The 22,495-nt window shown below is 68.4% G+C and carries 22 protein-coding genes; 12 read left to right on the top strand and 10 right to left on the bottom strand.

Going from position 1 to position 22,495, the window contains the following annotated elements; translation table 11 throughout:
* Positions 1-444 precede the first annotated feature (444 nt).
* Both ACQPWU_RS31020 and ACQPWU_RS31015 read right to left on the bottom strand, forming a co-directional pair.
* The gene (locus ACQPWU_RS31020; protein WP_433427781.1) at positions 445-1,488 is read right to left on the bottom strand and encodes a branched-chain amino acid ABC transporter substrate-binding protein; all 1,044 of its coding nucleotides are present in this window, start codon (positions 1,486-1,488) and stop codon (positions 445-447) included.
* A gap of 161 nt (positions 1,489-1,649) precedes the next feature.
* Positions 1,650-2,363, bottom strand: a complete 714-nt coding sequence (locus ACQPWU_RS31015; RefSeq protein WP_433427778.1) for a DUF998 domain-containing protein — start codon at positions 2,361-2,363, stop codon at positions 1,650-1,652.
* 93 nt (positions 2,364-2,456) lie between these two features.
* Here ACQPWU_RS31015 and ACQPWU_RS31010 point away from each other — a divergent pair, with 93 nt between their 5' ends.
* Complete coding sequence (locus ACQPWU_RS31010; RefSeq protein ID WP_433427776.1) at positions 2,457-3,068, top strand: TetR/AcrR family transcriptional regulator C-terminal domain-containing protein; 612 nt, start codon at positions 2,457-2,459, stop codon at positions 3,066-3,068.
* Between the two features lie 129 nt (positions 3,069-3,197).
* Here the strand turns inward: ACQPWU_RS31010 and ACQPWU_RS31005 are convergent, their stop codons facing one another.
* The gene (locus ACQPWU_RS31005) at positions 3,198-4,610 is read right to left on the bottom strand and encodes a hypothetical protein (RefSeq protein WP_433427773.1); all 1,413 of its coding nucleotides are present in this window, start codon (positions 4,608-4,610) and stop codon (positions 3,198-3,200) included.
* Positions 4,611-5,038: 428 nt separating this feature from the next.
* Between ACQPWU_RS31005 and ACQPWU_RS31000 the strand changes: the two genes are divergently transcribed.
* From ACQPWU_RS31000 to ACQPWU_RS30990, 3 genes are all read left to right on the top strand, one after another.
* Positions 5,039-5,821, top strand: a complete 783-nt coding sequence (locus tag ACQPWU_RS31000) for a class I SAM-dependent methyltransferase (RefSeq protein WP_433427771.1) — start codon at positions 5,039-5,041, stop codon at positions 5,819-5,821.
* Positions 5,822-5,998: 177 nt separating this feature from the next.
* Positions 5,999-6,838, top strand: a complete 840-nt coding sequence (locus ACQPWU_RS30995) for a universal stress protein (RefSeq protein ID WP_433427768.1) — start codon at positions 5,999-6,001, stop codon at positions 6,836-6,838.
* Entirely contained in the window at positions 6,835-7,320 is a 486-nt protein-coding gene (locus ACQPWU_RS30990) for a CBS domain-containing protein (protein WP_433427765.1), read from the top strand. The genes ACQPWU_RS30995 and ACQPWU_RS30990 overlap by 4 nt, the downstream gene beginning before the upstream one ends.
* 114 nt (positions 7,321-7,434) lie before the next feature.
* Here the strand turns inward: ACQPWU_RS30990 and ACQPWU_RS30985 are convergent, their stop codons facing one another.
* Complete coding sequence (locus ACQPWU_RS30985) at positions 7,435-8,112, bottom strand: helix-turn-helix domain-containing protein (protein WP_433427762.1); 678 nt, start codon at positions 8,110-8,112, stop codon at positions 7,435-7,437.
* A gap of 126 nt (positions 8,113-8,238) precedes the next feature.
* On the opposite strand from ACQPWU_RS30985, the gene ACQPWU_RS30980 reads away from it, so the two are divergent.
* From ACQPWU_RS30980 to ACQPWU_RS30970, 3 genes are all read left to right on the top strand, one after another.
* Positions 8,239-9,081, top strand: a complete 843-nt coding sequence (locus tag ACQPWU_RS30980) for a universal stress protein (protein ID WP_433427760.1) — start codon at positions 8,239-8,241, stop codon at positions 9,079-9,081.
* A gap of 97 nt (positions 9,082-9,178) precedes the next feature.
* The gene (locus tag ACQPWU_RS30975; RefSeq protein ID WP_433427757.1) at positions 9,179-9,835 is read left to right on the top strand and encodes a CBS domain-containing protein; all 657 of its coding nucleotides are present in this window, start codon (positions 9,179-9,181) and stop codon (positions 9,833-9,835) included.
* A gap of 246 nt (positions 9,836-10,081) precedes the next feature.
* Positions 10,082-10,573, top strand: coding sequence for an STAS domain-containing protein (locus ACQPWU_RS30970; RefSeq protein ID WP_433427755.1), 492 nt, complete (start codon positions 10,082-10,084; stop codon positions 10,571-10,573).
* A 290-nt stretch (positions 10,574-10,863) separates the two neighbouring features.
* Here the strand turns inward: ACQPWU_RS30970 and ACQPWU_RS30965 are convergent, their stop codons facing one another.
* From ACQPWU_RS30965 to ACQPWU_RS30955, 3 genes are read right to left on the bottom strand one after another with little or no spacing between them, the layout of a single operon-like run.
* Positions 10,864-11,190, bottom strand: a complete 327-nt coding sequence (locus ACQPWU_RS30965; RefSeq protein ID WP_433427753.1) for a DUF1048 domain-containing protein — start codon at positions 11,188-11,190, stop codon at positions 10,864-10,866.
* A gap of 1 nt (position 11,191) precedes the next feature.
* Complete coding sequence (locus tag ACQPWU_RS30960; RefSeq protein ID WP_433427750.1) at positions 11,192-11,548, bottom strand: DUF1048 domain-containing protein; 357 nt, start codon at positions 11,546-11,548, stop codon at positions 11,192-11,194.
* Entirely contained in the window at positions 11,545-11,871 is a 327-nt protein-coding gene (locus ACQPWU_RS30955) for a PadR family transcriptional regulator (protein WP_433445333.1), read from the bottom strand. The genes ACQPWU_RS30960 and ACQPWU_RS30955 overlap by 4 nt, the downstream gene beginning before the upstream one ends.
* A 169-nt stretch (positions 11,872-12,040) precedes the next feature.
* On the opposite strand from ACQPWU_RS30955, the gene ACQPWU_RS30950 reads away from it, so the two are divergent.
* Positions 12,041-12,505, top strand: a complete 465-nt coding sequence (locus tag ACQPWU_RS30950) for a hypothetical protein (RefSeq protein ID WP_433427748.1) — start codon at positions 12,041-12,043, stop codon at positions 12,503-12,505.
* Positions 12,506-13,263: 758 nt separating this feature from the next.
* On the opposite strand, the gene ACQPWU_RS30945 is transcribed toward ACQPWU_RS30950, so the two are convergent.
* Entirely contained in the window at positions 13,264-13,701 is a 438-nt protein-coding gene (locus ACQPWU_RS30945; RefSeq protein WP_433427745.1) for a hypothetical protein, read from the bottom strand.
* 1,151 nt (positions 13,702-14,852) lie between these two features.
* Here ACQPWU_RS30945 and ACQPWU_RS30940 point away from each other — a divergent pair.
* A complete protein-coding gene (locus tag ACQPWU_RS30940; protein ID WP_433445332.1) occupies positions 14,853-15,110 on the top strand; it encodes a universal stress protein in 258 nt (85 codons plus the stop codon).
* A gap of 200 nt (positions 15,111-15,310) precedes the next feature.
* Here ACQPWU_RS30940 and ACQPWU_RS30935 read toward each other — a convergent pair whose 3' ends face one another.
* Positions 15,311-17,125 carry a multicopper oxidase family protein gene (locus ACQPWU_RS30935; RefSeq protein ID WP_433427743.1) on the bottom strand — a complete coding sequence of 605 codons (1,815 nt, stop codon included), beginning with the start codon at positions 17,123-17,125 and terminating at the stop codon, positions 15,311-15,313.
* Between the two features lie 803 nt (positions 17,126-17,928).
* Between ACQPWU_RS30935 and ACQPWU_RS30930 the strand changes: the two genes are divergently transcribed.
* Positions 17,929-18,306, top strand: a complete 378-nt coding sequence (locus tag ACQPWU_RS30930) for a transposase (RefSeq protein ID WP_433445331.1) — start codon at positions 17,929-17,931, stop codon at positions 18,304-18,306.
* Between the two features lie 92 nt (positions 18,307-18,398).
* Here the strand turns inward: ACQPWU_RS30930 and ACQPWU_RS30925 are convergent, their stop codons facing one another.
* Positions 18,399-19,079 carry a CBS domain-containing protein gene (locus ACQPWU_RS30925; RefSeq protein ID WP_433427739.1) on the bottom strand — a complete coding sequence of 227 codons (681 nt, stop codon included), beginning with the start codon at positions 19,077-19,079 and terminating at the stop codon, positions 18,399-18,401.
* Positions 19,080-19,243: 164 nt separating this feature from the next.
* On the opposite strand from ACQPWU_RS30925, the gene ACQPWU_RS30920 reads away from it, so the two are divergent.
* Together ACQPWU_RS30920 and ACQPWU_RS30915 are read left to right on the top strand one after the other, a co-directional pair.
* Entirely contained in the window at positions 19,244-21,523 is a 2,280-nt protein-coding gene (locus ACQPWU_RS30920) for a heavy metal translocating P-type ATPase (RefSeq protein ID WP_433427736.1), read from the top strand.
* A 171-nt stretch (positions 21,524-21,694) separates the two neighbouring features.
* The gene (locus ACQPWU_RS30915) at positions 21,695-22,219 is read left to right on the top strand and encodes a DoxX family membrane protein (protein ID WP_433427734.1); all 525 of its coding nucleotides are present in this window, start codon (positions 21,695-21,697) and stop codon (positions 22,217-22,219) included.
* The last annotated feature ends 276 nt before the right edge of the window (positions 22,220-22,495 follow it).

Below are 22,495 nucleotides of genomic sequence, written 5' to 3'. Positions count from 1 at the left end.
GTAGATCCGCAGACGTGACGACGGGCCCCGGCCCCCGCGTGGATTCGGGCCCGTCGCGCAACGGAACACGCTTCAACGTCTTCACGATTACCCGGTATGGCCACGGAAGCGTTCTACGCCACCGCCTCGCAGGTGTTGCCGACTATCTTGATCGCCCTGTCAGTAGAGATTGGCTTCATGCGGCAGAGAAAATCAGCGGACGCGGCGACGTACTGCGACATAAGTCAACGCCGAGTCCAGTCACATGTGGACCCTCGCTCGGCAGGCGAGTGGTCGCGCCAGTTGAGCCGGTCAGTCCGTAGGTTGCACCTGGCATTCGAGTGGCTCTGCGTGACCTTCGTGGTTGGCGAGCTGACGGCGGTCCTGTCTGTGGTGTTTGGCTGGTTCAACGCCTGGACCCTTGGGCTGGTCGTGGCAACGCGCCGACGGAGCGGGCGGCGGCGCTCACTCGGGTGCCGTGGCCGGATACTCGGCCACCTGTCTGAAGCGGCCATTGTTCACCTCGTGGAGCGCGGTTACCGTGGCGAGGTTGTCGCCGCGGTCGTCCCAGGCAGAGGGTGAGCCGTACGCGATGCCCTCGAACCGCTGCCCGCGCAGCGCCGCCGTCGTCTCCTCCCGGTCGCCGGCAATGGCCACCGAGTTGAGCAGCATGCAGGCGGCATCGTAGGAGTTGGCCGCGTAGTTGTTGATAGAGCCGTAGCGCCGCTCGTACCGCCTGGCGAACTGCGATGATCCCTTCACCTCGCCCAGTTGCGGGGTGGCCGACAGTACCAAGGTCCCCTCGCCCTCGGTCGCGGCCGGCCCGGCGGGACGCAGGAAGTTGGCCAGGTCCCAGCAGCCGTCGCCGGTTGCCAGTAGCCGGGGTGAGCCCTGTTCGCGGATGTGCCGCACCAGCGGCGCGCCCTCGAACGTCCCGCCGTAGAAGATCACATCGGCCTCGCGGGGCAGCTCCGGGAACGTCTTCTGGCCCTCGTCCACCTCGTACCGGCCCGGCACCCGGCCGCCCAGCGCGGTGAAGGCCCGCTCGAACTCGCCGGCCATGCTGGTGCCGTACGTCGTCCGCGTGGCCACCACCGCCGCCGTCCGCTTGCCGAGCCGCTGGTACAGGTGCCCGGCGATGGCGTCGGCGGTGCGGTCGTCGCGGTTGGTGAAGCGGAAGATATGGGTCATCCCGCGCTCGGTCAGGGCGGGGTTGGACACGATGGGGGCGATCAGCGGGAGCCGGGCCGCGTCGTAGATCGGCGCCGCCGCCAGGGTGATGTCGCTGTTGTAGTGGCCGACCACGCCTACGCACCGGGCGTCCCTGGCCAGGGCGCGCGCCAGCCGCTCGCCCTCCCGTATGTCCCCCTGGTCGTCGAACGTCTCCAGTGCCAGATCGTCATGGCAGTGCTCGTCCACCGCCAGCCTTACGGCCTGGGCCATCTCCGCCCCAAGTAACTGGGACGGACCGGTCAGCGGACCGGCCACGGCTATATATCGTTCTGTCATCTCAACCTCCTATCACGGTCGGGTCGGTTTACACCGACCTGGATGAGGGGGCGGTGATCCCCACCTCGATCGGAGATGGGTCGGCTTCTTGCACGTCGAGTCCCCCCTTCTCTGTGAATCGGCGTTGGTCGTGGCCCAGCCCTGCGCATTCTCCAGACGCGTCACGACTGGGCGGTGAGCCGACGGCCGGGCGTCGTCGTCGCGCCCGGTGCACGCCGCTCGTCGGCCGCGTCCAGGATCAGGCGAAGCGCGACCAGACCCAGCCAGCCGAAACCGATGGCGAGGCTGACACGGTTCCACAGGCCGTGGTTATGGCCAACCTGTGTCTGGAAGTTGTACTGCGTGGCCGCCAGCATGAACGTCGCCGGCGTGGCGACGGCGGTGGTGAAGCAGTACCACATCCAGGCACGCCGCCGTTCGGCGCCGAAACGCCGGCCGAGTACGCAGGCGAGCGCGGCGAGCGCGAGATACACGGCGAACGGCATGAAGCCGTGAATCGTGCCGTGGAGCGTCGGCTTGTCGGGTACTGAGCTGTCCGGGTGGTAGCTGGGCGTGGGGTCCATGCTGAAGACGCCGGCCGTGATGAGTGCCAGGCCGCAGGCGGCCGCCAGGATCGGCGCCGACCGGAAGCCGCGGCCGGTGGGCAGCGCCCGCCGCAGACCGACGGCGAAGGCGAACAGCAGTAGCCCGGTGACGATGAAGTTCGCGATCTGGATCCACCCCCACCGGCCGAGGCTGAGTTCGCTGATGAAGTGGTCCACGGACCGGTAACCGGGGCGCAGCGCGCCCTCGGTGAGGATCACCACGACGAACAGCGGCGCGGCCAGGCCGCAGGCCAGCAAGGTACGGACAGGTGCCGGACGGGACCGGATCATCACTCACGCTCCTTAGCATCGCTAAATTGGCTAGATCGGCAACGATGCCTTAGCACTGCTAAGCTGTCAAGAGGGTCGTCGAACGGAGACAGCGTGGACCGGGAAGCCATCGTCGGCGCGGCACTGAGCCTGCTCAACGAGACCGGGCTCGACGGGTTGACCGTGCGCCGCTTGGCCGAGCACCTCAACGTGAAGAACCCTGCGCTCTACTGGCACTTCTCAAGCAAGCGGGCGCTGCTCGACGAGATGGCGCAGATACTCCAATCGCGGCAGGACTTCGGGCCGCCACGAGACGGCGAGTCCTGGCAGCAATGGCTGACCCGGCGGGCACGCGAACGCCGCCAGGTCCTGCTTTCCTGCCGGGATGCCGCCCGGCTCGTGGCCGGCACCCGAGCGGGGCCGGCCCTCATCGAGAAGTTCGAAGCCGAGTTGAACGCGCTCGTGGCGGCCGGATTCACGCCGGCGCAAGCACTGCACGCCATCGGCACCATCACCCGCTACGTCAACGGCTTCGTGCTCGACGAGCAGGCCATGGCCGAGCACACTGCGGATGCCCCGCAGCCACCGGCCACCGCCGACGTCTTCGCGGCCACTCCCACCCTCGCGGCAGCCATCCAGGAGGCCGGGGACAGCGACGCAGCGTTCGAAGAGGGAGTGCGCGTCCTGGTGGCTGGCATCGCGGCCCGCCGCGGGGCCAAAGCTTGACCCTGCCGAAACTGCGAGGGTTGCCGCCGGCATGACCACGTGCACTGTTACGGCAGCTCAGGATGCCCTACGCTGCCCCTCGCGATCCCGAACGGGAACCCTCCAGCGGACGGACCGGCCTGCCGGCTGTCACCATGCCTGGACCAAGGGGTCCTGCTCGCCGGGCACCACCTGGGTGTGACCGGTTTCGAGGTCGAGGCGCAGCAGTTGTGAGCGGGCGCCGCCGCACGGAGGCAGCCCGGCCAGGGGCGACCGGTCCATCTCCGCAGCCTCCCGGTCGACGCCGACCAGCACGTAGCGGCCGGTGGGATCGAGCGCCAGCGATTCGATATGGCCGCAGTCCAACGCCAGGACCTTCCTGACCAGCCGCGTCCCCTCATGCAGGACGAGCGTGCGAGTCGGCCAGCCGAGCGCGCGCAGTTGCCGGCCGCCGGGCAGGGGCAGGATCGGGCGGGTGAACTCGTGCTCGGCCGGGGCGGGGACCTGACCGATCGTGCCCGTGCCCACGTCGAGGGTGGCCAGGGTGCCGGCCGGGACACTGTGCTCGGGGAGCGCGAGACTCCGGGCGTCCAGCCACTGGAGGCGATAGCCGCTAACCGGCCATTCGCGTTCCAGGGTGCCCGCGAAGCTGGCCTGGTCCGTCATCCGCCCGTAGGCGATCCGGCCCTCGGTGGAGACGGCCAGGCCGTTGGCCGTGCCCTTGAGGGAGGGGGTGAGCCGCTCGCCGACCGTGATCCGGCCGTCGTCGCTCATGGACAGCCGGTAGAGGCGGAAGTAGCGGCCCGACAGGCTCGTGAGCGCCGCCACGTAGTGGCCGGGTTCGGTGTCTCGGACGATGAGATCGTAATGAACGTAGGTGCGCGTCGCCTGGGGCAGCAGGCTCACCGGCTCACCGGACTCCAGGTCGAGCACGTACGGCCGGCCCGCGCCGGCCACCGCATAACGCGGGGTGCCATCGGCGTTGACCGGCAGCCCGATCAGCGCAGCGGGCAGGAACGCGGCCAGTACGACGCCTGCCACCGCCAGCCCGGCCTCGCGCAGATCGGTCAGGCGCGGCCGGATCCCCGCGCCCGCGATCCCGGCCAGCAGGACCATGGTGGCGGGGGAGAGCAGCCAGGCCAGGATCAGGCGCGGCGCCACGAAGGACTGCGGCGCCACCTGCGCGTGCAGGCACTCCTGCCACATGAAGGGCATATCGGGAGACAACCGCTCCTCGACCTCGGCCAGCGCGGCGGGGAGCAGGGCGAGCACCAGTCCCAGCGCGGCGGGGAGCAAGGAACTGCCCCGGCTCGCGTTGGGAGCACCCCGAGGTCGCGACCGGATCGCCCAGATCGCGGTCAGCGCCAGCAGCACGGGCTGGACCCGGGCCAGCCAGTCACCGAGGAAGCCGGCCACCTGGGCCGCCGGAACGGGCTGCGGCCAGTCGAGCGGCCCGGCACTGCTGCAGGTGACCATCACCGTTTCGGTGAACACGGGCTCGACCAGCAGTTCCCACAGCGACAGCGCCACCGCTGCCGACCAGAAGAACTTCATTACGCGCATCGGGGGACTTTCCGAACTCTGTGTAGGAGGGCCGGCATAGCCTAGCGTCCGCCGCTCCGCCATGATCACTAAGCCGCGCCGGGCCCGCCGACATGGTGATACGGCGGCCCGGCCGGACGGCGTCCTTGAAGATCGGCGCCGCATGCCGGATCCCGCCGGCGCACCCTCCTGGATCCGGCCACGCGAGGCATCCGGGATCATCGCCGATCCCACGGCGGGCTGTCCCGCAGCTCCCGCAGGAAAGGGATCGGACGCGTGGCCGGCTTCATTGAGATGCCGGGACAGTGACGGCACGGGCGCTCGCCGGCACAAGGTGTGCCGGCACGACGCGTTGATGCTGCCCGCAGCCGCCCAGCTCAGGAGCTTCGCCGATGGGTGAGTTCGAGTTCCGTCCAACGGGTGCAGCGGGCTCATCTATGGTCCCATCCGTGGAGGACCTGTTCGGCGGAGCTGCGCCGTACTACGCCAGATACCGCCCGGGCTACGGCCAGGCGGCGATCGAGCACCTGGCGGAGACGCTCGGGGCGGACAGCCGGGTGCTGGACCTCGGCTGCGGCCCGGGAACGATCGCGATCCCGCTGGCCCCGCGGGTGAAGGCGGTGCTCGCCGTGGACCCGGCGCAGGAGATGCTCGCCGAGGGCAGGCGCAGGGCCGGGAGCGTCACCAACATCGCCTGGTTGCGCGGGGACTCGACCGCGCTGCGGGCACTGCCGCCGTTCGACCGCGTGGTGATGGGCCGGTCCTTCCACTGGATGGACCGCAGGGCCGTCCTTATCGAGCTGGACGAGCTGCTGCCGGCCGGCGGCGCGGTCGCGCTGATCGGCCCGTCGAGGCAGCAGGGAGAGCCGTGGCAGCCGGATGCGCAACCGTGGCAGCCGGTCGAGCGGCGGGTGTGCGAGGAGTTCCGCCTCGACATCCACACCGCCGCCACCTCCTTCCACGCCACCGGTGAGCACCACCGCGACGTCCTGGCCGCCTCGCCCTTCAGCATCCTGGATTCCCGCGTCTTCACCAGGCGGCTGACATGGGACGTGGACGGGCTGGTCGGGCTCCAGCTCTCCTACTCCTACAGCTCGCCCGCCAGGCTCGGCGACCGACTGCCCGCCTTCATGCAAGCGCTGCGGCAGGCGCTGCTCGCCGACAACCCGGCAGGCCGGTGGGAACAGGAACTGGCGACCGAGGTACTGGTGGCCAGGCGGTCCGAGCGCTGACCTGTCCGGCGCTCATCGAGGCGCCGCGGCCGACTCCGCCATGGCCAAGGATGGCACCGGCCGGGCGTTCCGGCTGAGGACCAATGTCACCCCTATTCAGGACTTCGTCCCCGGGTGCGGCGAGCCAGGTGCCGCGAGAGTGGAGAAGTGAGGTCCGACTGGTGAATGTGAGGCGTGATGGCCGGTCACATCGTGGTGGGTGTGGACGGGTCCGCACCGGCGACCGCGGCGGCGGAGTGGGCCGCCGCCGACGCGCAGAGGCGCGGCCTGGCCCTGCGGATCGTGCACGTGTGCCAGCAGTGGCCACACAGCGAGAGCACCGCGTACTGCGCCAGTGCCCTGGACGCCGCCGGCGGCCGAGCCCGTGAGCTCACCAGGGATGTCAGAGTGACGACGGAGCTGCTCAGCGGCGACGTGATCACCGGCCTGATCGCGGAGTCGGAGTCGGCGGACAGCCTGGTGCTGGGCAGCAGAGGGCTCGGCGGGTTCGCCGGGATGGTGCTCGGGTCGGTCGGCATGGCCGTGGCCGGGCACGCCGCCGGGCCGGTCGTGATCGTCCGGACTCCCAGCGCGCTGCGGCACGACAGAGTCGTGGTCGGATACGACGGTTCCGAGTATTCACAGGCCGCGATGGCCTACGCCGTCGAGCAGGCCAGAGCTCGTGGAGCGCAGCTGCACGTCGTTTCCGCTTGGCATATGCCGGCGCTCTCGCCGTATGCCGTCGCGTACGGCAGCCTGATCGAGGATCTCATGGGGGAGGAGGCCCGCGCGGCGCGGGAACGGGTCGAACCCTGGCGCGAGAGCCATCCCGATCTGGTCATCACCGACGCGCAGCCGTGCGAGCCCCCGGTCAAGGCACTCGTCGAGGCGGCCCAGATGGCCGATGTGGTCGTGGTGGGCTCACGCGGGCTGGGCGGCTTCGCCTCGGCGGTGCTCGGATCGGTGAGTCACGGTGTGCTGCACCACGTGACCTGTCCGGTCGCGGTGGTACGGCCACGCGCGAAGGAGAAATCATGACCGTCGAATCGCTGACCGCCAGGCAGGTGATGAGCCGCGTTCTGGTGGTCGTCAAGCCGGACGAGTCGCCGTTGATGGCCTGGGAGCTGATGCGCCGCGCCGACGTACACCACCTGCCGGTCGTCGACGGGCGTCACGTGCTCGGCGTCCTGACCCGAGAGCAGCTGGCTGCGTCCTGGTCGGGCGGGCCGTATGAGCAGTCCAGTCGCCAGGTCCGGGCGTTGCTCAGATGCGAGCGCAGGCCGCTGATCCTGCCGGATGTCCCCTTGGCCCGGGTGGCCGCCGTGATGCTCGACGCCGGATGCGACGCCGTGCCTGTGGTTGACGGCGGCGGACTGATCGGCTTGGTCACGGCCCGCGACGTGCTGTCGGCCGTCGCTGGACGTATCCGGCCTGCCGAAACGCCCGGTGAAGTGGTCACCGGGATGTTCCGCCTCGAGCCCGTCCTGCCCCAGACCCCTTCCCCCCGTGGCGCGCGATGAGCGCGGCTGGTCATATGCCTCAACACCAGCCTGCGGGGCGGCCACCGAATCCGCGCAGGAGGTCGGGCCAGTCGTGGTTGGGCGGCCCGCTCCGCGAACCTTGTTCACGACTCCTCAGAGGCCGTGGATGCGGCGGCCGGAGATCTGGTGCGGGACGATGCGGATGTAGAGCTGGCGCTCGCCGCCCGCCCAGGGGGTGACGTCGGCCTCGGTCACCTTTTCCACCTCGTCCTGAGGCACGTGGTGGGCGGGGCCGTTGATGAGGACGCTCCAGCCCTCCCGCCGTGCCTCGTCGATCCGGTCCACCTGGAAGCCGATCTTGATGTCCACCCCTTCGAGGCCGGTGCGCAGGTCCTGGTCCATGGGGCCGCCGTAGGCGGTGCGGAAGACGATGGCGCCCTCATGGAGCTTGTAGTTCACGGGCAGCACGGTGGGCCCGTCCTGGCCGTTGAACGCCACCCGGCCGATGCCGCCCGGACCGACCAGCCGCAGGCACTCCTCGGGGTCGAGGACCTCCAAGACCGGGCTGGCCGCGGCGGGGCCGGGGCCGGGCGGGCGATCGCGCCCGCCACCCAGCAGGTCCTCGACGGTCGTTTCCAGGGCGGTGGCCAGGCGGGTCACCGTGCCTGCGTCGGGTGTGCCCAGATGGCTTTCGAGGTGCTGGACGTACCCGGCGGACATGTTCGCCCGGTCGGCGACCTGCTCGGAGGTCAGGCCGAGCCGGTGGCGGTGATAGCTGATGCGACGCCCGAAGTCGCCATTACCTGTCATGAGCGTGTCCTCCCTGGTCATGGCCATGAAGCTACCCGCCGGCCCCTTTGGCGGACAGGGTCCTTCGGCCCTTGCGTGACCGACCTCCGGCCCTGCTGCGGACTGGCGCGAGCGGGGTCTGATGGAGGGTGAGGAAGGAGGCACATCATGATCATCGTTGGAGTGGACGGCTCGGTGGCCGCGCGGGCCGCGGTGGAGTGGGCGGCCGGCGACGCGTTCCGCATGCGGGTGCCGCTGCGGATCGTGCATGCCGTGGACCGCTCGCCGTACCAGATCGGCAAATACCCCAACGCGGCCCTACCGGATGTGCTGCTGGGCGAGGGGCACATGATCCTGCGTGAGGCGCAGGCGCTCGTGCGCGAGCGCCAGCCCACGGTCGAGGTCGAGACGCGGGACATCGAGGGCGCACCGGCCGAGGTCCTGCGCGAGCAGGCCGAGGACGCCACCGAGATCGTGGTCGGCAGCCGCGGGTTGGGCGGGTTCGCCGGCGCGCTGCTGGGTTCGGTCAGCATGCACGTGGCCGGCCATGTTCACTGTCCCGTCGTGGTCGTCCGAGGCGATCATCGGCCGATGTACGGGCAGGTCGTGGTCGGGGTCGACGACTCACCGGAGTGCGAACCCGCGCTGGCCTACTCCTTCGAGCAGGCGAAACTCCGCCAGAGCGCGCTGCGGGTGGTGCACGCCTGGCAGCTGCCGGTGCACGCCTTCGCACCGGAGGCCTCCTACGACATGGACGAGGTCCGTACGGCGCAGCATCAGGTCGTCCGCGATCGGATGGCGATCTTCAGCGAGGACTATCCGCAGGTGAAGCTGGTCGAGGACGTGCATTGCGCGGATCCGGTGAACGCGCTCACCGACGCGTCCGAGCGGGCGGACCTGCTGGTGGTGGGTTCACACGGGCGCGGTGCCCTGGGCTCGATGTTGCTCGGCTCGGTCAGCCGCGGCATCCTGCACCACGCCCGCTGCCCGGTCGCCGTGGTCCGAGCGTGACAGGCGCTGGTCAGGACCTTGGTCCCCCGGCATCGGGGACGTTCGCCACTGCTGGGCCGGGCTGCGCTGGAGGACTTTAGGAGTGGAGGTGGATGTCATGTCACTCGAAGTCAAGGACATCATGGGGCGCGTGGCCATCGCCGTGCTGAAGGACGCCTCGTTCGCGGAGATCGTGGACGCGATGGAGCGATTCGCGGTTGGCGCGGTCACCGTCATCGACGCGGACCGGCGGCCGGTAGGGGTGGTTTCCGAAGACGATCTGCTGCTCAAGGAGACCGACACGGTACGGCACAGCGTTTCGATGTTCGAGTCCCGCAGGCAGCAGCAGGAACACCAGAAGGCTGCGGGCGTGACGGCGGCTCAGCTCATGACCTCTCCGGCGATCACCGTCACGCCGAACACCTCCGTGCGGGACGCGGCCCGGCTGATGCACGCCAAACGCATCAAGCAGCTGCCCGTGATCGACGTGGTCACCGGACACATCATCGGCACCCTGCACCAGCGTGATGTGCTGCGCGTCTTCACTCGCCCGGTCGAGGAACTCCAAGCGGACGTCAGAGCCGTCCTGCCGAAGCCCGCGGCGTTCACCATCGACATCGACCAGGGCGTGGTGACGATCAGCGGCTGGGTCGAGTGGAAGTCACAGGCCCTCGCACTGACCGAGCAGATCCGCCTGATCGAGGGAGTCGTGGACGTGCGCTCCGAAGTGACCTTCGACAAGGACGACCTCCTCATCATCCCCTCCGGGATGTGAGAGGCCCTCCGGGACGCGGCGCGTCCGGCCCTCGTCACTGGCGCATTGTCATTGACGACGGTCGTCCCGTAGCCGGGACTGTACGGTTTTCGGCGTGGAATCAGGGAGTGGTCGCGCGCCGGGCCGCGTGCGGGTTGATCAGTCCCTGGGTCGTTTGGCGCCGTGACAGGGACCTTCGGCCCTACGGCTCTCCTGTATGAATTGTCAGCATTCTTATGGTTCCATTTTTCAGCACGGGGGGCTCACATGGGACTGGAGCGAGAAAGACCGGGCGGCAGCCCGGCGCTCAGGATCGACTCTTCGTCGCAATCGTGCAGGCCGCTACTTGCGATCACGCAGGTGTCTGACGGCGTGAGGGTGATGGGAATCGCGGGCGAGTTGGACCTCGCCACGGCCGAGTCGCTCAGCATGCTGCTCAACACCGTGATGGCGGGCGCCGACCGGCGGGTAGTGCTCGACCTGTCCGGCATTACGTTCTGCGATATGTCGGGCCTGAGAGCGCTGCGCGTCTGCGGCGAGACCGCCCGCGCTTCGGGGGTGGCGCTCGAGCTGGCCGGTCTGCCCGATCGAATGCTGTGGCTCCTCACGATGAGCGGCCTCATGCCTGTGTTCGCGCCGATCATGTCGACGGAGAACCGATCCTCCATCGCGAAGCCGGCGCCCTCGGTCCCGAATGCGAGCCCGCCTGGTTCCTGCAACGGGCGTGGGGTGCGGTCAACGCGTTGCTGCAGATCGTAGCCGGCTACGGTGCCGTCGAGTTGTTCGGTGGCACGACACAAACATGTCACCGAGGTCAAGATGATCCCGGACTGGGGGTGTTCACGCCGGGAGACAAGGTCGTCGGCCACCCCGACTCCCTGAAGGACGTGATGACCGAGCGGTGCGGTCGGCCTGCGGCACGAGCAGGGCCACTACCTCAAGAATCTGCTGTTCGGGCCGCTGTGTCTCCCGGTGCATGCCCGGTACAAACGCCGTTGGTCGTCCTTCGGTGGTCATTCCACCGGCCGCCCCGCTGACCGCGCTCGGTCTTACTTCCCGGCCGTGCCGGGTTTCCCGCTGATGGACTCCTGATAGATGTCCGCGTAGGTGCGCGAGTCCTTGACCAGGTCGTCGCAGAAGGCAGCGACGTCGTTGCCGATGAGTTCCAGGACTCCCTTGCCGGCCGCGACGCCCTCCTCGAAGAAATCGACGATCCCTGAGAGTAGGGTCCCGTCAGTCAAGTCGACCGGTCCGATCTTGAAGAAGTACTTCTGAATCTCCTTGTAGACGATCTGATAATCCGGCGGGAGCGCCTTGACCCGCGCCATGTGCGCTCGCCACTGCTTCTTGCCCTCGATCATGTCTTGGATGCCCACGTCAGCCTCCTAGCCGGCCCAATTTCCTTGCGACGTTCCTGTTCAACTGCTCGCGCCACCGGTCGCGATAGCTCCGAGCCCCTTCTCCGCCGGCCAGCGCCGCGCAGAAGCCCGCGATGTCGTCGCCCAGCACCTCGTGAATGCTCTGCCCATCGGCCGCTGTCTCCTCGAGCAGTCCCAGGGCACCGTCGAGGATCGGCATCAGGTTGCGGCCCGTGAAGTCCCCGTAGGGGAAGAGGTGGGCCTTGATCTGTTCCCACGCCGCCCGGTAGTCGGCCGGCAATGCCGCGGCCCGGGCTTCGAACGCCTTCCATTCCCTGGTGAGGTCGCTGCCGGTAATGGTCTCCCAGAAATTCATCTCCCGCCTTCCTTGAGCTTGTCGATTCGTGATGAGAGGTACTCCCATTTCGCCCAGAACCTCCCGAGTTCTTCGCGTCCCGCGTTGTTGAGCGCATAGAACTTGCGCGGCGGACCCATCCCGGACGGTCGTTTCGTCACCTGAACGAGCCCGTTCTTCTCCAGTCGCAGCAAGATGGTGTAGACCGTCCCCTCGACGACGTCGGCGAAGCCGAGTTCATTCAGCCGACGCGTGATGGCGTACCCGTAGGTCTCCTCGCTGCCGATGATTTCAAGCACGCAGCCCTCAAGCGTGCCCTTCAACATCTCCGTCAGGTCGTCTATCGCGGGTCTCCTCTTCGATCCTCCCGGTACTGCGTACTACCGAGTACCACTACACGGTATCACGGAGTAGTCCGGCGTGCGAACCTGCCGGTCAGCCGGTTGAAGGTCATCAAGCCACGTAAGGCGAGTAGGCTGACCGCGATCGCCTGCGACAGTGAAGGGGCCGCTGATGATCGCCGACCCAACGATGACCCGGATCGGCCAGGGGGTGGAGTTGCATCACCATCAGGGCCGGCGTGAAGCAGCTCGCGAGTTGTTCGCGCAGATCTGGGACGACATCGGCGGTGAGCAAGGCGACCCGCTGCATGTTTGCGTCCTTGCCCACTCGATGGCCGATACGCAAGACGACGTGCACCAGGAGCTGGTGTGGGATCTGCGAGCGCTTGCCGCCGTCGGCCTGATCACTGATGAGCGCGTGGCCCAAGCCGGGGTGCCGCTTTCGGTGGCCGGCTTGTATCCGTCGTTGCACCTGAACTTGAGTGAGTGCTATCGCAAGCTGGGCGATCTCGGCCGCGCCCGTGAGCACCTCCGGCAGGCGCGGGCCGGGATCGGCGCACTTGGCGACGACGAGTACGGGCAGCTCATCAAGGGTGGGCTGGAGCAGTTGGCCGAACAGTTGGGTGAGACCGTCTGACTGCGAGCCAGGCAAGTAGGCTGCCGCGTCAGTGGGCCGTCGAGAGGTCCATGAGCCGCGTGGAAGGAGCCGCTGGACGCTCCGGGCCGTCACCGCGACCTGCCGAAACCCTACATGGAGCGGCGGCTGATGGATGGCCTGCGCACGCTGGACGGCAAGATCGACAAGATGGAGCGCCGCTTCTCCGGCCCGGAGCCGCGCCTTGACCAGGTCCTGGCCGCCCTCCGCAAGACAGACAGCTAGAGGCACGCGAGCCCGTCCCCGAGCGGCCAGGGCGTTCTTCTCGGCAGGGTCGGCCGTCAGTTCCCAGCCTCCGCCGCCTCGGCTGACAGGCCAGTTCTGTCAGAGCCGGGGAGAGGACCGGCCTGGTGATTGCAGTCGCGGCACGGCGACGGGTTGCGGGATAAAGCCGCCCCGGCCATTAGTCCAGTGCAGCGACCTTGCCGCCTGTCCCGCCACGGCTCCGCGGACTTCAGCGTGAGGGGGACCGTTCGGTTTCCGGTTGGAGGGTCGGCAGCACCGCAGCGAATACAGTTGGCTGCGACCGCCGGTTGCGTCAGCCAGGGCGGTACGGCTGCCGCTGCTGCTGACCGGGAACCCGCCCAGGTTGGCCACGCCGAGGGCGAGCAGTCGCTGGGTGGCGTGGCCTTCGTACAGGGTGGGTCCACCTCCGAGCGGGCGCAGCCGGCACCGTGCCACAACACGTGCTCGGCCGCCTTGCGCAGGTGGGCCTTGGCCTCCTCGTCTGACAGAAGAGGTCAACTGGCACCTGGGACGGTGACGTTCTGCTCCTTGAAGTCGTAGCCCGTCCCGATGGCGTTGTGCTGCAGGCTGTCCATGGAGCTCTTGCCGGCTTCGAGGTCGGCCGGCGTCGCGCTGCCGCCCTTCAGCTTGTCGGTGAGGCTGGTGAACTTGGACTCGACGGCCTCGACACCCTTGCAGAGGCTGGGGTTGGCGATGGCGAAGCCCTTGGCCACGTTCAGTTGATGCAGGGCGAAAGCACCTGCTACAGCCGCCTTGAGGAACGTCCGCTTCCGCTTCTCCGCCCCGGCTCGGAAGCCCCCGCTGCGCAGGGGTTTGTAGATGTAGCGATGGAAAGCACCCAGCGCGAGACCGGCGTGCAGCGCGAAGCGGGTCTTCGCGAACCGCTTGGCGTTGCCTGAGGTCGGGCAGGTGGACGTGTGCTCACTCTCCATGTCCGCGAGTTGTGTGGCAACCACCGCTGGATTGGATGTGAGCGCGCCGTTGACAGGCAGGGCGCCAGTCGTGGTGCCGCCACAGCCCACGAGCAGCGGCACAGCCAGCAAAGCCGCCGCCCCATGCACGGCAACGGATCGGATACTCACTGAAGCCACTCTTCCCCCATGTACGGCGTCGCCAGTGGGATGATCTCCGGATGACGCGGGCCACGCTGCGCGCCCGTCGTATGGTTAGGTTGCCGCCTGGTTGTGGAATAAGCGCGCCTTTGCCACGTCCGGGCCACCCCAGCACCCTCGCCAGCCGGGCACTTTGGAGCCGGCTGACCATTCAGGCGTTACGGCTGACTACGGCGCAGGCGAGTGCACGGGCACGATCCGGCGCAGGCTTCGCATGGATCGGGAGAGAATCGCAGGTGAGCTTCCCCCGTTCTCTGGACGCCTGACCTGAGCGGCTCTACCGGCTGTTCTTCATCGAGCACGCCACCCGGGCCGTGCACATCATGGGAGTCACAGCGCATCCGAGCGGAGCCTGGGTCGTCCAGCAGGTCCGTAACCTGCTCATCGAGCTGGGGGAGCAGGTCGACGCCATGCGATTCGCGGAGGAAGGGCGAGGGTATGCGATGCGTCGTTTGCGATGCTCCGACCAGAGATATGGAATCTGTACCGAATGTTCACCAAGCGGGCAGGACCCGCTTGGCTTGGACGGCGTCCATGTGCATGCTGTGGATGTGAAAAAGCGGACAGTCAGGTGACAAGGCATCTGTGCTGCGCGGCGCAATCAAATGAATGGTTCGCGCAGAAGCTCATGTCAATGATCATTCGGCAGCCCCGCCGTGGGATAGCGACGTCGCCTGGAGTTGATATCGGGGCGGTGCTCCGACACGCTTGTGCTGCACGGAGGCGCCGAGCGTTGCGTGACACGGTGCTTACGGCCGTCAACTTTCCAGCGATTCTGCTGGTTATTGGATCCGTGGTCGTCGCGGTTATTACCCTATCGCTCGCTCCGCTCCGGACGATCTTACCGGTGCTGGGGGCGTCCCTAGTCATTTCATCAGTGACGACCTTTCTCTTCAAGCTCTCCTACAATCACGCGATTACCGGCTCACTGAGCTTTTTCAGCGCCCGCGAATAGGCCAGCGACGAGGGCTATCAACGCTATTGCACGATGGAGGATCTCGGTCGGCCAGCCCCGAAAGCGGCGCGTCGGGCTGGAGCACCCGCAGGTGGAGGTGATCGAGGGCGTGCGGCGTTCCCACCCGGTCGCAGCTCTGGTGGGCGCCTCGGCTCAGGCCGCGCTGGTGGTCGTCGGGTCGCACGGGCGGGGAGGCTTCTGTTCGGTGCTGCTCGGTTCGGTTAGCCACGGGGTGTTGCACCACGCCCGCTGTGCCGTGGCGGTACGGGAGTAAAAGGATCGATCGCGTGGCCGCGGGTCCATGTGCGACGGAGACCCTGGCTGGTTGAGGTAGAAACATGCGGCAGCTGAGCGCGCTGGACGCGCAGTTTCTCAACTTCGAGACGTTCTCGGCCCCAAACCCCCAAAGTCGGTCGCAGAAAGCCGGTTTCCTATGGGATCCGGGGAGAGGGGTTCCGGGGGTGAAGCCGCTGGTCATGTGCCGATGCGGTAGGGGCGCATCATCTCGTTGTCCTCGTGTTCGAGGATGTGGCAGTGCCAGACGAACAGGCCCGGCCGGTCGAAGGTGGCCTTGATCCGGGTGATCTGGTCCGGGTAGGCGATGACGGTGTCCTTGAAGCCGCTCTCCCAGCCCTCCGGCGGACGGGTGGGGCCGTGGAACGGGCGGCGGTCGACGACCTGGAAGAGGACTTCGTGGACGTGGATCGGGTGGGCGTCCATGGTGAAGTTGTGGATCTCCCACGTCTCGGTGGCACCAACGGCCGGGTTCTCGGTGATCGGGTCGGACCACATCTTCGCCGCACCGCCTCCCTCCAGGGAGCCCAAAAGCACGGCCACCGGTCCCACGCCTGCCACGACCCTTGAGGCCCGCTCCAGCAGCGCCACTTTGCGGGTGGTGCCGGCCGCCCCAAGTGGGGTGAAAGCGGGCAGGGTGAGCTCGGCCGGTGGCACGCTGCGGTCGGGTGCCGTCAGTGGGCGAACCGTGAACTTCAGGACCTGCCCCGTTGTCGCCGGGTCGGCCGGGACCGCGGCGTGGCGGCCGTGGAAGGGGCCGTCCGGAGCCTCGTTGATCAGGAACAGTTCCGTCCCCGGACGGATGCCGGTGAAGTCGACGATCACGTCGGCGCGTTCCGCCGGGGCCAGCAGGACCTCCCCGAGCTTCACCGGCGCGGGCAGGAACCCTCCGTCCGATCCGATCTGCCAGAAGGGCAGGGCGGCGGAGGCGGGCCGTTGAGCCAGCGGACTCGTGACGATCTTCAGGTCGAGGAAGCGGCCGTTGCACCCATTGAGGAGCCGGAAGCGGTAGCGGCGTGGCTCCACGGCCAGATACGGCCAGGTGCGGCCGTTGACCATCATGGTGGTGCCGTAGAACTCGGGGATCCAGATGGGTGGGATATCACTGCGGGGAATATACGGTCCCTCGAACCGGTCGAACTGCCGGCGGCTCGCCGGGTAGAAGAGCGAGCCGTCGACGCCGAACGTCCTGTCCTGGATGACGATCGGGATTTCGCAGACGCCTTCGCCCCCGGTCGTGCTGAGTGCGGTGGCAGGGCCTGGCAGGACGCCCGGAGCGAGGTCAGCGGGGCCGCCGCGCAGTAGGTAGAAGCCGGCCAGTCCGGCGTAGACGTTGAGCCGGGTGATCCCGAGGGTGTGGTCGTGGAACCACATGGTCGCGGGACACTGGTCATTGTCATAGTGGAAGACCGCCGATCCCGGACTCCAGGCGATCTCGAGCTGGTCCGCGACAGCGGCTCCGAAGCCGGCATACCGCGATCCATCGGTCGAGTACCCTGCCGGGATGTCTCGTGCCGCTGGCAGGAACCACGCCTCGGGATGGCCGTCGCTATGGTCGGAGTTGTGCCCGCCGTGCAGGTGCGTGACGATGGGGACCGGCCCGAGGTAGCGGCTGGGCGTGGCGCCGAAGGCCGGGCGTGAGTCGCGTCTCTCCCGTCCGCCGGGTGGGTTGGCCCAGTGCAGTGTCGGATCCACCGGCAGGGGATGGGGGAGAGCTCTCCCGTGGCCGTCGACCAGCTCGTTCGTCCACTTGACCCGTATGGGGCGGCCGACTCTGGCCTCCACTGTGAAGGCCGGGCTGTTGAAGCTCCGCGGTTCCCCTACCGCCCCATAGCCCAGGACCGTCGTGGCCGGGCTGCCGGGCGGCAGGATCTGCAGACGGAGCCGCCGCACACCGATCACGTACCGGTCGGCTGGGCCTTCCGTCGAGGCGGGCGGCATTACGGGCGGAATTGGTAGCGGGACGACGTACTTGGCGATAGACGCGGGGTTCATCAGGCTGCTTGGGGGAGCCACAGTAGGGTACGGCCGGGAGGCCAGGAGGAGAACCCCACCTGCCCCGGCCTTCAAGAACCCCCGTCTCGTGATCATCTCCACCTCCTGCTCCAAGGCGGAGGCCACGAGAACTCCGCTTCCGGCCTCCAGCGGTCGCAAGCCACCTCCAGAATCCGGACAAAGCGCTTGTCGTGGGCTATATCCCCCGTATGGGTCGCTGGCGTAGGGCTTTTGCCGTGACGCGGCCGTATCTCGCCTTTGTGGAGAACAATTCGCCCTGAGAGCCGATCGTCCCTGAGTGTGCGCGTACCCACGGGTGCCCGAGCCTCGGGCACAGGCGACGAGCATCGATCGGAAGGTCCGAGCTCCGGATAGGCCGTCGCAGAGCACTCAGTTCTGGTCGGCCATTACCGTGGCTCGGCCGACTGGTGAATGAAAGGCGTGCTGGCCGGTCACATCGTTCAGGTATGGACGGGTCCGCACCGGCGACCGCGGCAGCGGAGTGCGCCGCCGATGCGCAGCGCCGCAGCCTGGCCCTTCGGATCGTGCACGTGTGCCAACAGGATGTTCCACCTCGAGCCCGTCCCCGGACACCTGGTCCAGGTAGCGCGCGATGAGCGCGCTGGTCATCCGCGAATCCATATGCGGCAACACCGGCTTCGCGGAGTGGTGTACGGGTTTGAACCTACTCGTCACCTTGATGTCCGTGAGGGAAGATCGATGTGACATGAGGGCGGCCACTCCGCGATCCTTCACAGCTGTCGAAGGCATAAGAAGGAGAACGAGAAGTGGCCGCTATGGACATTCTGCCTGCTGAGGGTGAGTGGTTCGACGAGACCCTGGTGCAGGTCTCGCCGGATGTGCTGCGCGAGATGGTTGTGCGGATGGCGCAGATGATGGTGGACGCCGAGGTCGGGCAGCGCTGCGGCGCCGGCTACGGGGAGGTGTCCGATCAGCGCATCAACTCGCGTAACGGTTATCGGCGGCGCGAGTGGGACACCCGGGCAGGGACCGTGGTGCATGCCTTCGCACCGGAGGACAACGGCGTCGGCGTGGGAGAGACGGGACGCCGTAGCGGCCTGCGCAACATCGAGGAACGGGCCGCGCGGTTGGGCGGCACTGCGGAGCTGGAGACGCCCGAGAACGGAGGAACGCGGCTGCGCTGGCAGGTCCCGCTGTGAAGCCGAAGGTCCCTGGGCGCCGCATTCGGATCTGAGGCGGAGCCGGTCCAGCTTGGGCGCCGTGATTGGCGACATCTTCTCGATTCGGACCGTTAGAGGTCGTCCTCGTCCCACAGCAGTTCGTCTCGCACGTCCACGACGCCGTTGACGCGGATCGCAGAGTGGGCGATGAGCACGGCATCGGAGTGGGTGCGGGTGCGCCCCTGGAGCGTGACGACGCCGTCTTCGACCTTGGCGTGAACCCGGGAGGTGTCGACCCAGGCGAAGTGGTTCAGGTCGCGCTGGATCTCGTCTGCGAGGTCCTTGTCCGTGCGGACGAATACCTTGATCAGGTCGTGGCGGCTGAGGATGCCGACCAGGCGGTCGTGGTCGTCCACGACGGGTAGACACATGATGCCGGACTCGTCTGTCAGCCGCATGGCGTTCACCACGGTCTGCTGCGGACGGACGGTGATGGCGGGTGCGGTCATGAGGTCGGCCGCCGTGCTCGCGTACATCTTGTCCAGGTTCCGGCCGCCGCCGGGCGACAGGTGCCGGCGCAGGCGTGACCGGATATGCGCCTGGTAGCCCTCGCGGACGTACTGCTCCTTGAACTCCTCCTTGGGCAGCAGATCCGCCTCCGACACGACCCCGACCACGCGCTTGTGGTCATCGACCACGGGCACCGCGTTGAGTCCGTGCTGGATCAGCGTCTCGGCTACGTCCTTGAAGGATGTGCCGGGGGCGACCGATGCGGTGTCCCTGGTCATGATGTCGCGAACTCTGGTCTGCATCGCTCCCTCCGGGGACTCTCTTCTATGAGAGTTCCGGTTTTTCGTCCTCAGGAATGCCATGGATGCTCAAAACGTGGGTCAAGCGGTCGCTGCTCGACGATCGGCCTGCCGGGGCGGGTCGAAGGTCTGTGAGAGGGGGCCGGTCAGGCGGGCAGGCTGAGGGTGTGAAACGTCTCTGGTCGGTGGTCTTCCTGGGTTTCACGGTTGTGGCCCTGGTCGTGGGAGGTGCCCTGAGCCTGGTCGGGCTGCCCGGCTGGGGTGGCGTGGTGCTCGCGGCGGGAACGATCGTGGCCATCGGGCCGGGTTTGTGGTGGGTGGTCTCGGCGCTGCGCGCGGGGCGTCTCGGGGTGGACGCGATCGCGGTGCTCGCCCTGGTCGGGACGCTGGCCGTACGGGAGTATCTGGCGGGTGCGCTGATCGCGGTGATGCTGGCCGGCGGGCGGGCGCTGGAGGAGTACGCGATGCGGCGGGCGCGGCGCGATCTGACCGCGCTGTACGAGCGGGCGCCGCGCTGGGCGCACCGGTATGAGCGCGACGGCCCGCGCCGAGTGGACATCGGTGAGGTGTCGCGAGGCGACCTGCTGCTGGTCCCGGCAGGGGAGATGGTGCCGGTCGACGGCGTGGTCAACAGGTGTGCGGCGCTGCTGGACGAGTCCGCTCTCACGGGTGAGGCGCTGCCGGTGGAGTACCCGGTCGGGGAGAGTGTGCGCAGCGGCGTCGTGAACGCGGGCCCGGCCTTCGACCTGCGGGCCACCAGCACGGCCGAGGAGAGCGCCTACGCCGGCGTGGTGAGGCTGGCCCGGGAGACCGAGGCGGACAGTGCTCCGGTGGTGCGGCTGGCCGACCGGTTCGCTGCCTGGTTCCTGCCCGCGACGCTGGCGCTGGCGGGGCTGGCGTGGGCGTTGTCGGGGGAGGCGGTGCGGGCGGTCGCGGTGCTGGTGGTGGCGACTCCGTGCCCGCTGCTGCTGGCCGCGCCCGCCGCGATCGCCTCCGGACTGTCGCGTACGGCGCGCCGGGGCGTCGTGGTCAAGGGCGGAGGCGCGTTGGAGACGCTGGGCCGCGCCCGCACGCTCGTCCTGGACAAGACGGGGACGCTCACCCAAGGATGCCCCGAGGTCGTGGACATCGTCGCCGCGGACGGTTTCAGCGTACGGGAGGTGCTGGGGCTGGCCGCCGCGGTCGATCGGATGTCCTCCCACGTCCTGGCCGCCGCCATCGCCCGGGCCGCGGATGAGCGCGGTGCGGAGCCGTTCACTGCCGAGCGGGTGCACGAGGAGGCCGGATCCGGCACGACGGGGACCGTGGACGGGCGGCTGGTGCACGTGGGAAAGGCGCCGAAAGGGCTGGACTCGGCATGGATGGCCGCACAGCGGGCCAGGGCGGCGCTCGACAGCGCGATGACCGTCTGGGTGAGCATGGACAGAGGCGTCGCCGGAGTGATCCTCCTTCGTGACGCGGTACGCGCGGACGCTCCTCGTACGTTGCGCAGGCTCCGCTCCGCGGGCATCGAACGCGTGGTGATGCTCACCGGCGACCGGGCCGAGGTAGCCGAGAGCGTGGCCACCGTGCTCGGCGTCGATCGCGTGCTCGCCGAACGGACACCCGAGCAGAAGGTGGCGGGAGTGTGCGAGGAGGCCGGACGCGCACCGACCGTCATGGTCGGCGACGGCATCAACGACGCACCCGCCCTGGCCGCCGCCCAGGTCGGGGTGGCCATGGGCGCGCACGGGTCGGCGGCGTCCACCCAGGCGGCCGACGTGGTGCTGACCACCGACCGGCTCGACCGGCTGGCCGACGCCATGGACGTGGCCCGCCGGGCCCGGCGCATCGCCGTGCAGAGCGCCGGGGTCGGCATCGGCCTGTCGCTGGTCGCGATGTTCGTAGCAGCTCTGGGCGCCCTGCCGCCGGCCGCCGGCGCGCTCCTGCAGGAGGCCATCGATGTCGCAGTGATCCTCAACGCGCTGCGCGCCCTGCGCCCAGCTCGGGGAACCCGCCTGCACGTGGACGCCCCCACCGACGCCCTGCTGCACCGCTTCGACCGCGAGCACGCCACGCTGCGGCCCGCGCTTGACCTGCTCCGCGAGGCCGCCGACGCGCTCGACCGGCCATCGTCGGCGACGCTGCCCCTCCTGCGGCACGTCCACGACGTACTGACCGGCGAGATCCTCCCGCACGAGCAGGCCGAGGAGCAGCGCCTCTACCCGGCGCTGAGCAGGCTGCTCGGCGACCCCGAGGCGACCGTGACCATGAGCAGGGCACACGCGGAGATCACCAGGCTCGCGACCAGGCTGGGCCGCCACGTCGAACTCGCCGGGGCCGACGGGCCCAGGCCGGAGCAGATCGACGACTTGCGGGCCTGCCTGTACGGGCTGTACGCCGTGCTGACCCTGCATTTCGCGCAAGAAGAGGAAGCCTATTTCTCGCTGGCCGGTCGGGCCGAGTAAAGCACGTATCGGCCATCCGTCCCATTTGGAGTGCCCCCAGCAACAGCGGTCCGGCCTTGATGGGACGAAGGTCCTGGCGTTGCGGGCCGTACGGCACTGCCGGGAAGAGGGCGCGGACGGTGTGCTTGGTGTGTGCAAAGGACGACGAATCCCCGCTGAAAGGGGGCCGCCATGGCCACCACCGTCAACAGGTCCATCGTGGAGACCGGCAACACCGCAGCACGCCGCCCGGTCGACTACGTCTGGGCCGTTGCCCGGATCTCGATCGGCTGGATCTTCCTGTGGGCGTTCCTGGACAAGACCTTCGGCTGGGGGTTCGCCACTCCTGCCAATCGCGCCTGGATCTCCGGCGGTAGTCCGACGACCGGGTTCCTCAAGGGCACCGGCGAGAACGCGCTCGGCGGCTTCTTCTCCAGCCTGGCCGGGCAGGCATGGGTGGACTGGCTGTTCATGGCCGGTCTGCTGGGCATCGGCCTGGCGCTGATTCTGGGGGTCGGCACCCGGATCGCCGCCGTCACCGGCAGTTTGATGCTGGTCTTCATGTGGGCGGCCGAGCTGCCCCTGGACACCAACCCGTTCATGGACGATCACATCGTCTACTCCGTCGTCCTGGTCGGCCTCGCCCTCGCCAACGCCGGCGCCACCCTCGGACTCGGCAACCTCCCCATTGTCCGACGCAACCCCTACCTCAAGTAGCGCCAGCCCCACGCCCACCCCGCAATGGGGTGGGCGTTGCGCTGCGGTACGGAGGCGCACGTGCTACTTCCGGGGGCGGGCGATGAACGTCAGGATGACGACCGCGACAGCGAAATCCACGGACACGATGACGATCGCGACAGGCCAATCCATGACGGCCCCCTTCCACGGAACCAGGCACTTTCAGCTGACGTCACCGGCTACTGCCCGCACCAGGAGCGAGGGTCCCGCATACGGTCCCGGAGACCAGTGGTGATCGGCGCTGGTAAGGCCGAG

Origin of the sequence: Nonomuraea sp. CA-141351 (genome assembly GCF_050944675.1) — a bacterium.
Lineage (GTDB): Bacteria > Actinomycetota > Actinomycetes > Streptosporangiales > Streptosporangiaceae > Nonomuraea.
This window is presented reverse-complemented; position numbering and strand designations above follow the sequence as displayed.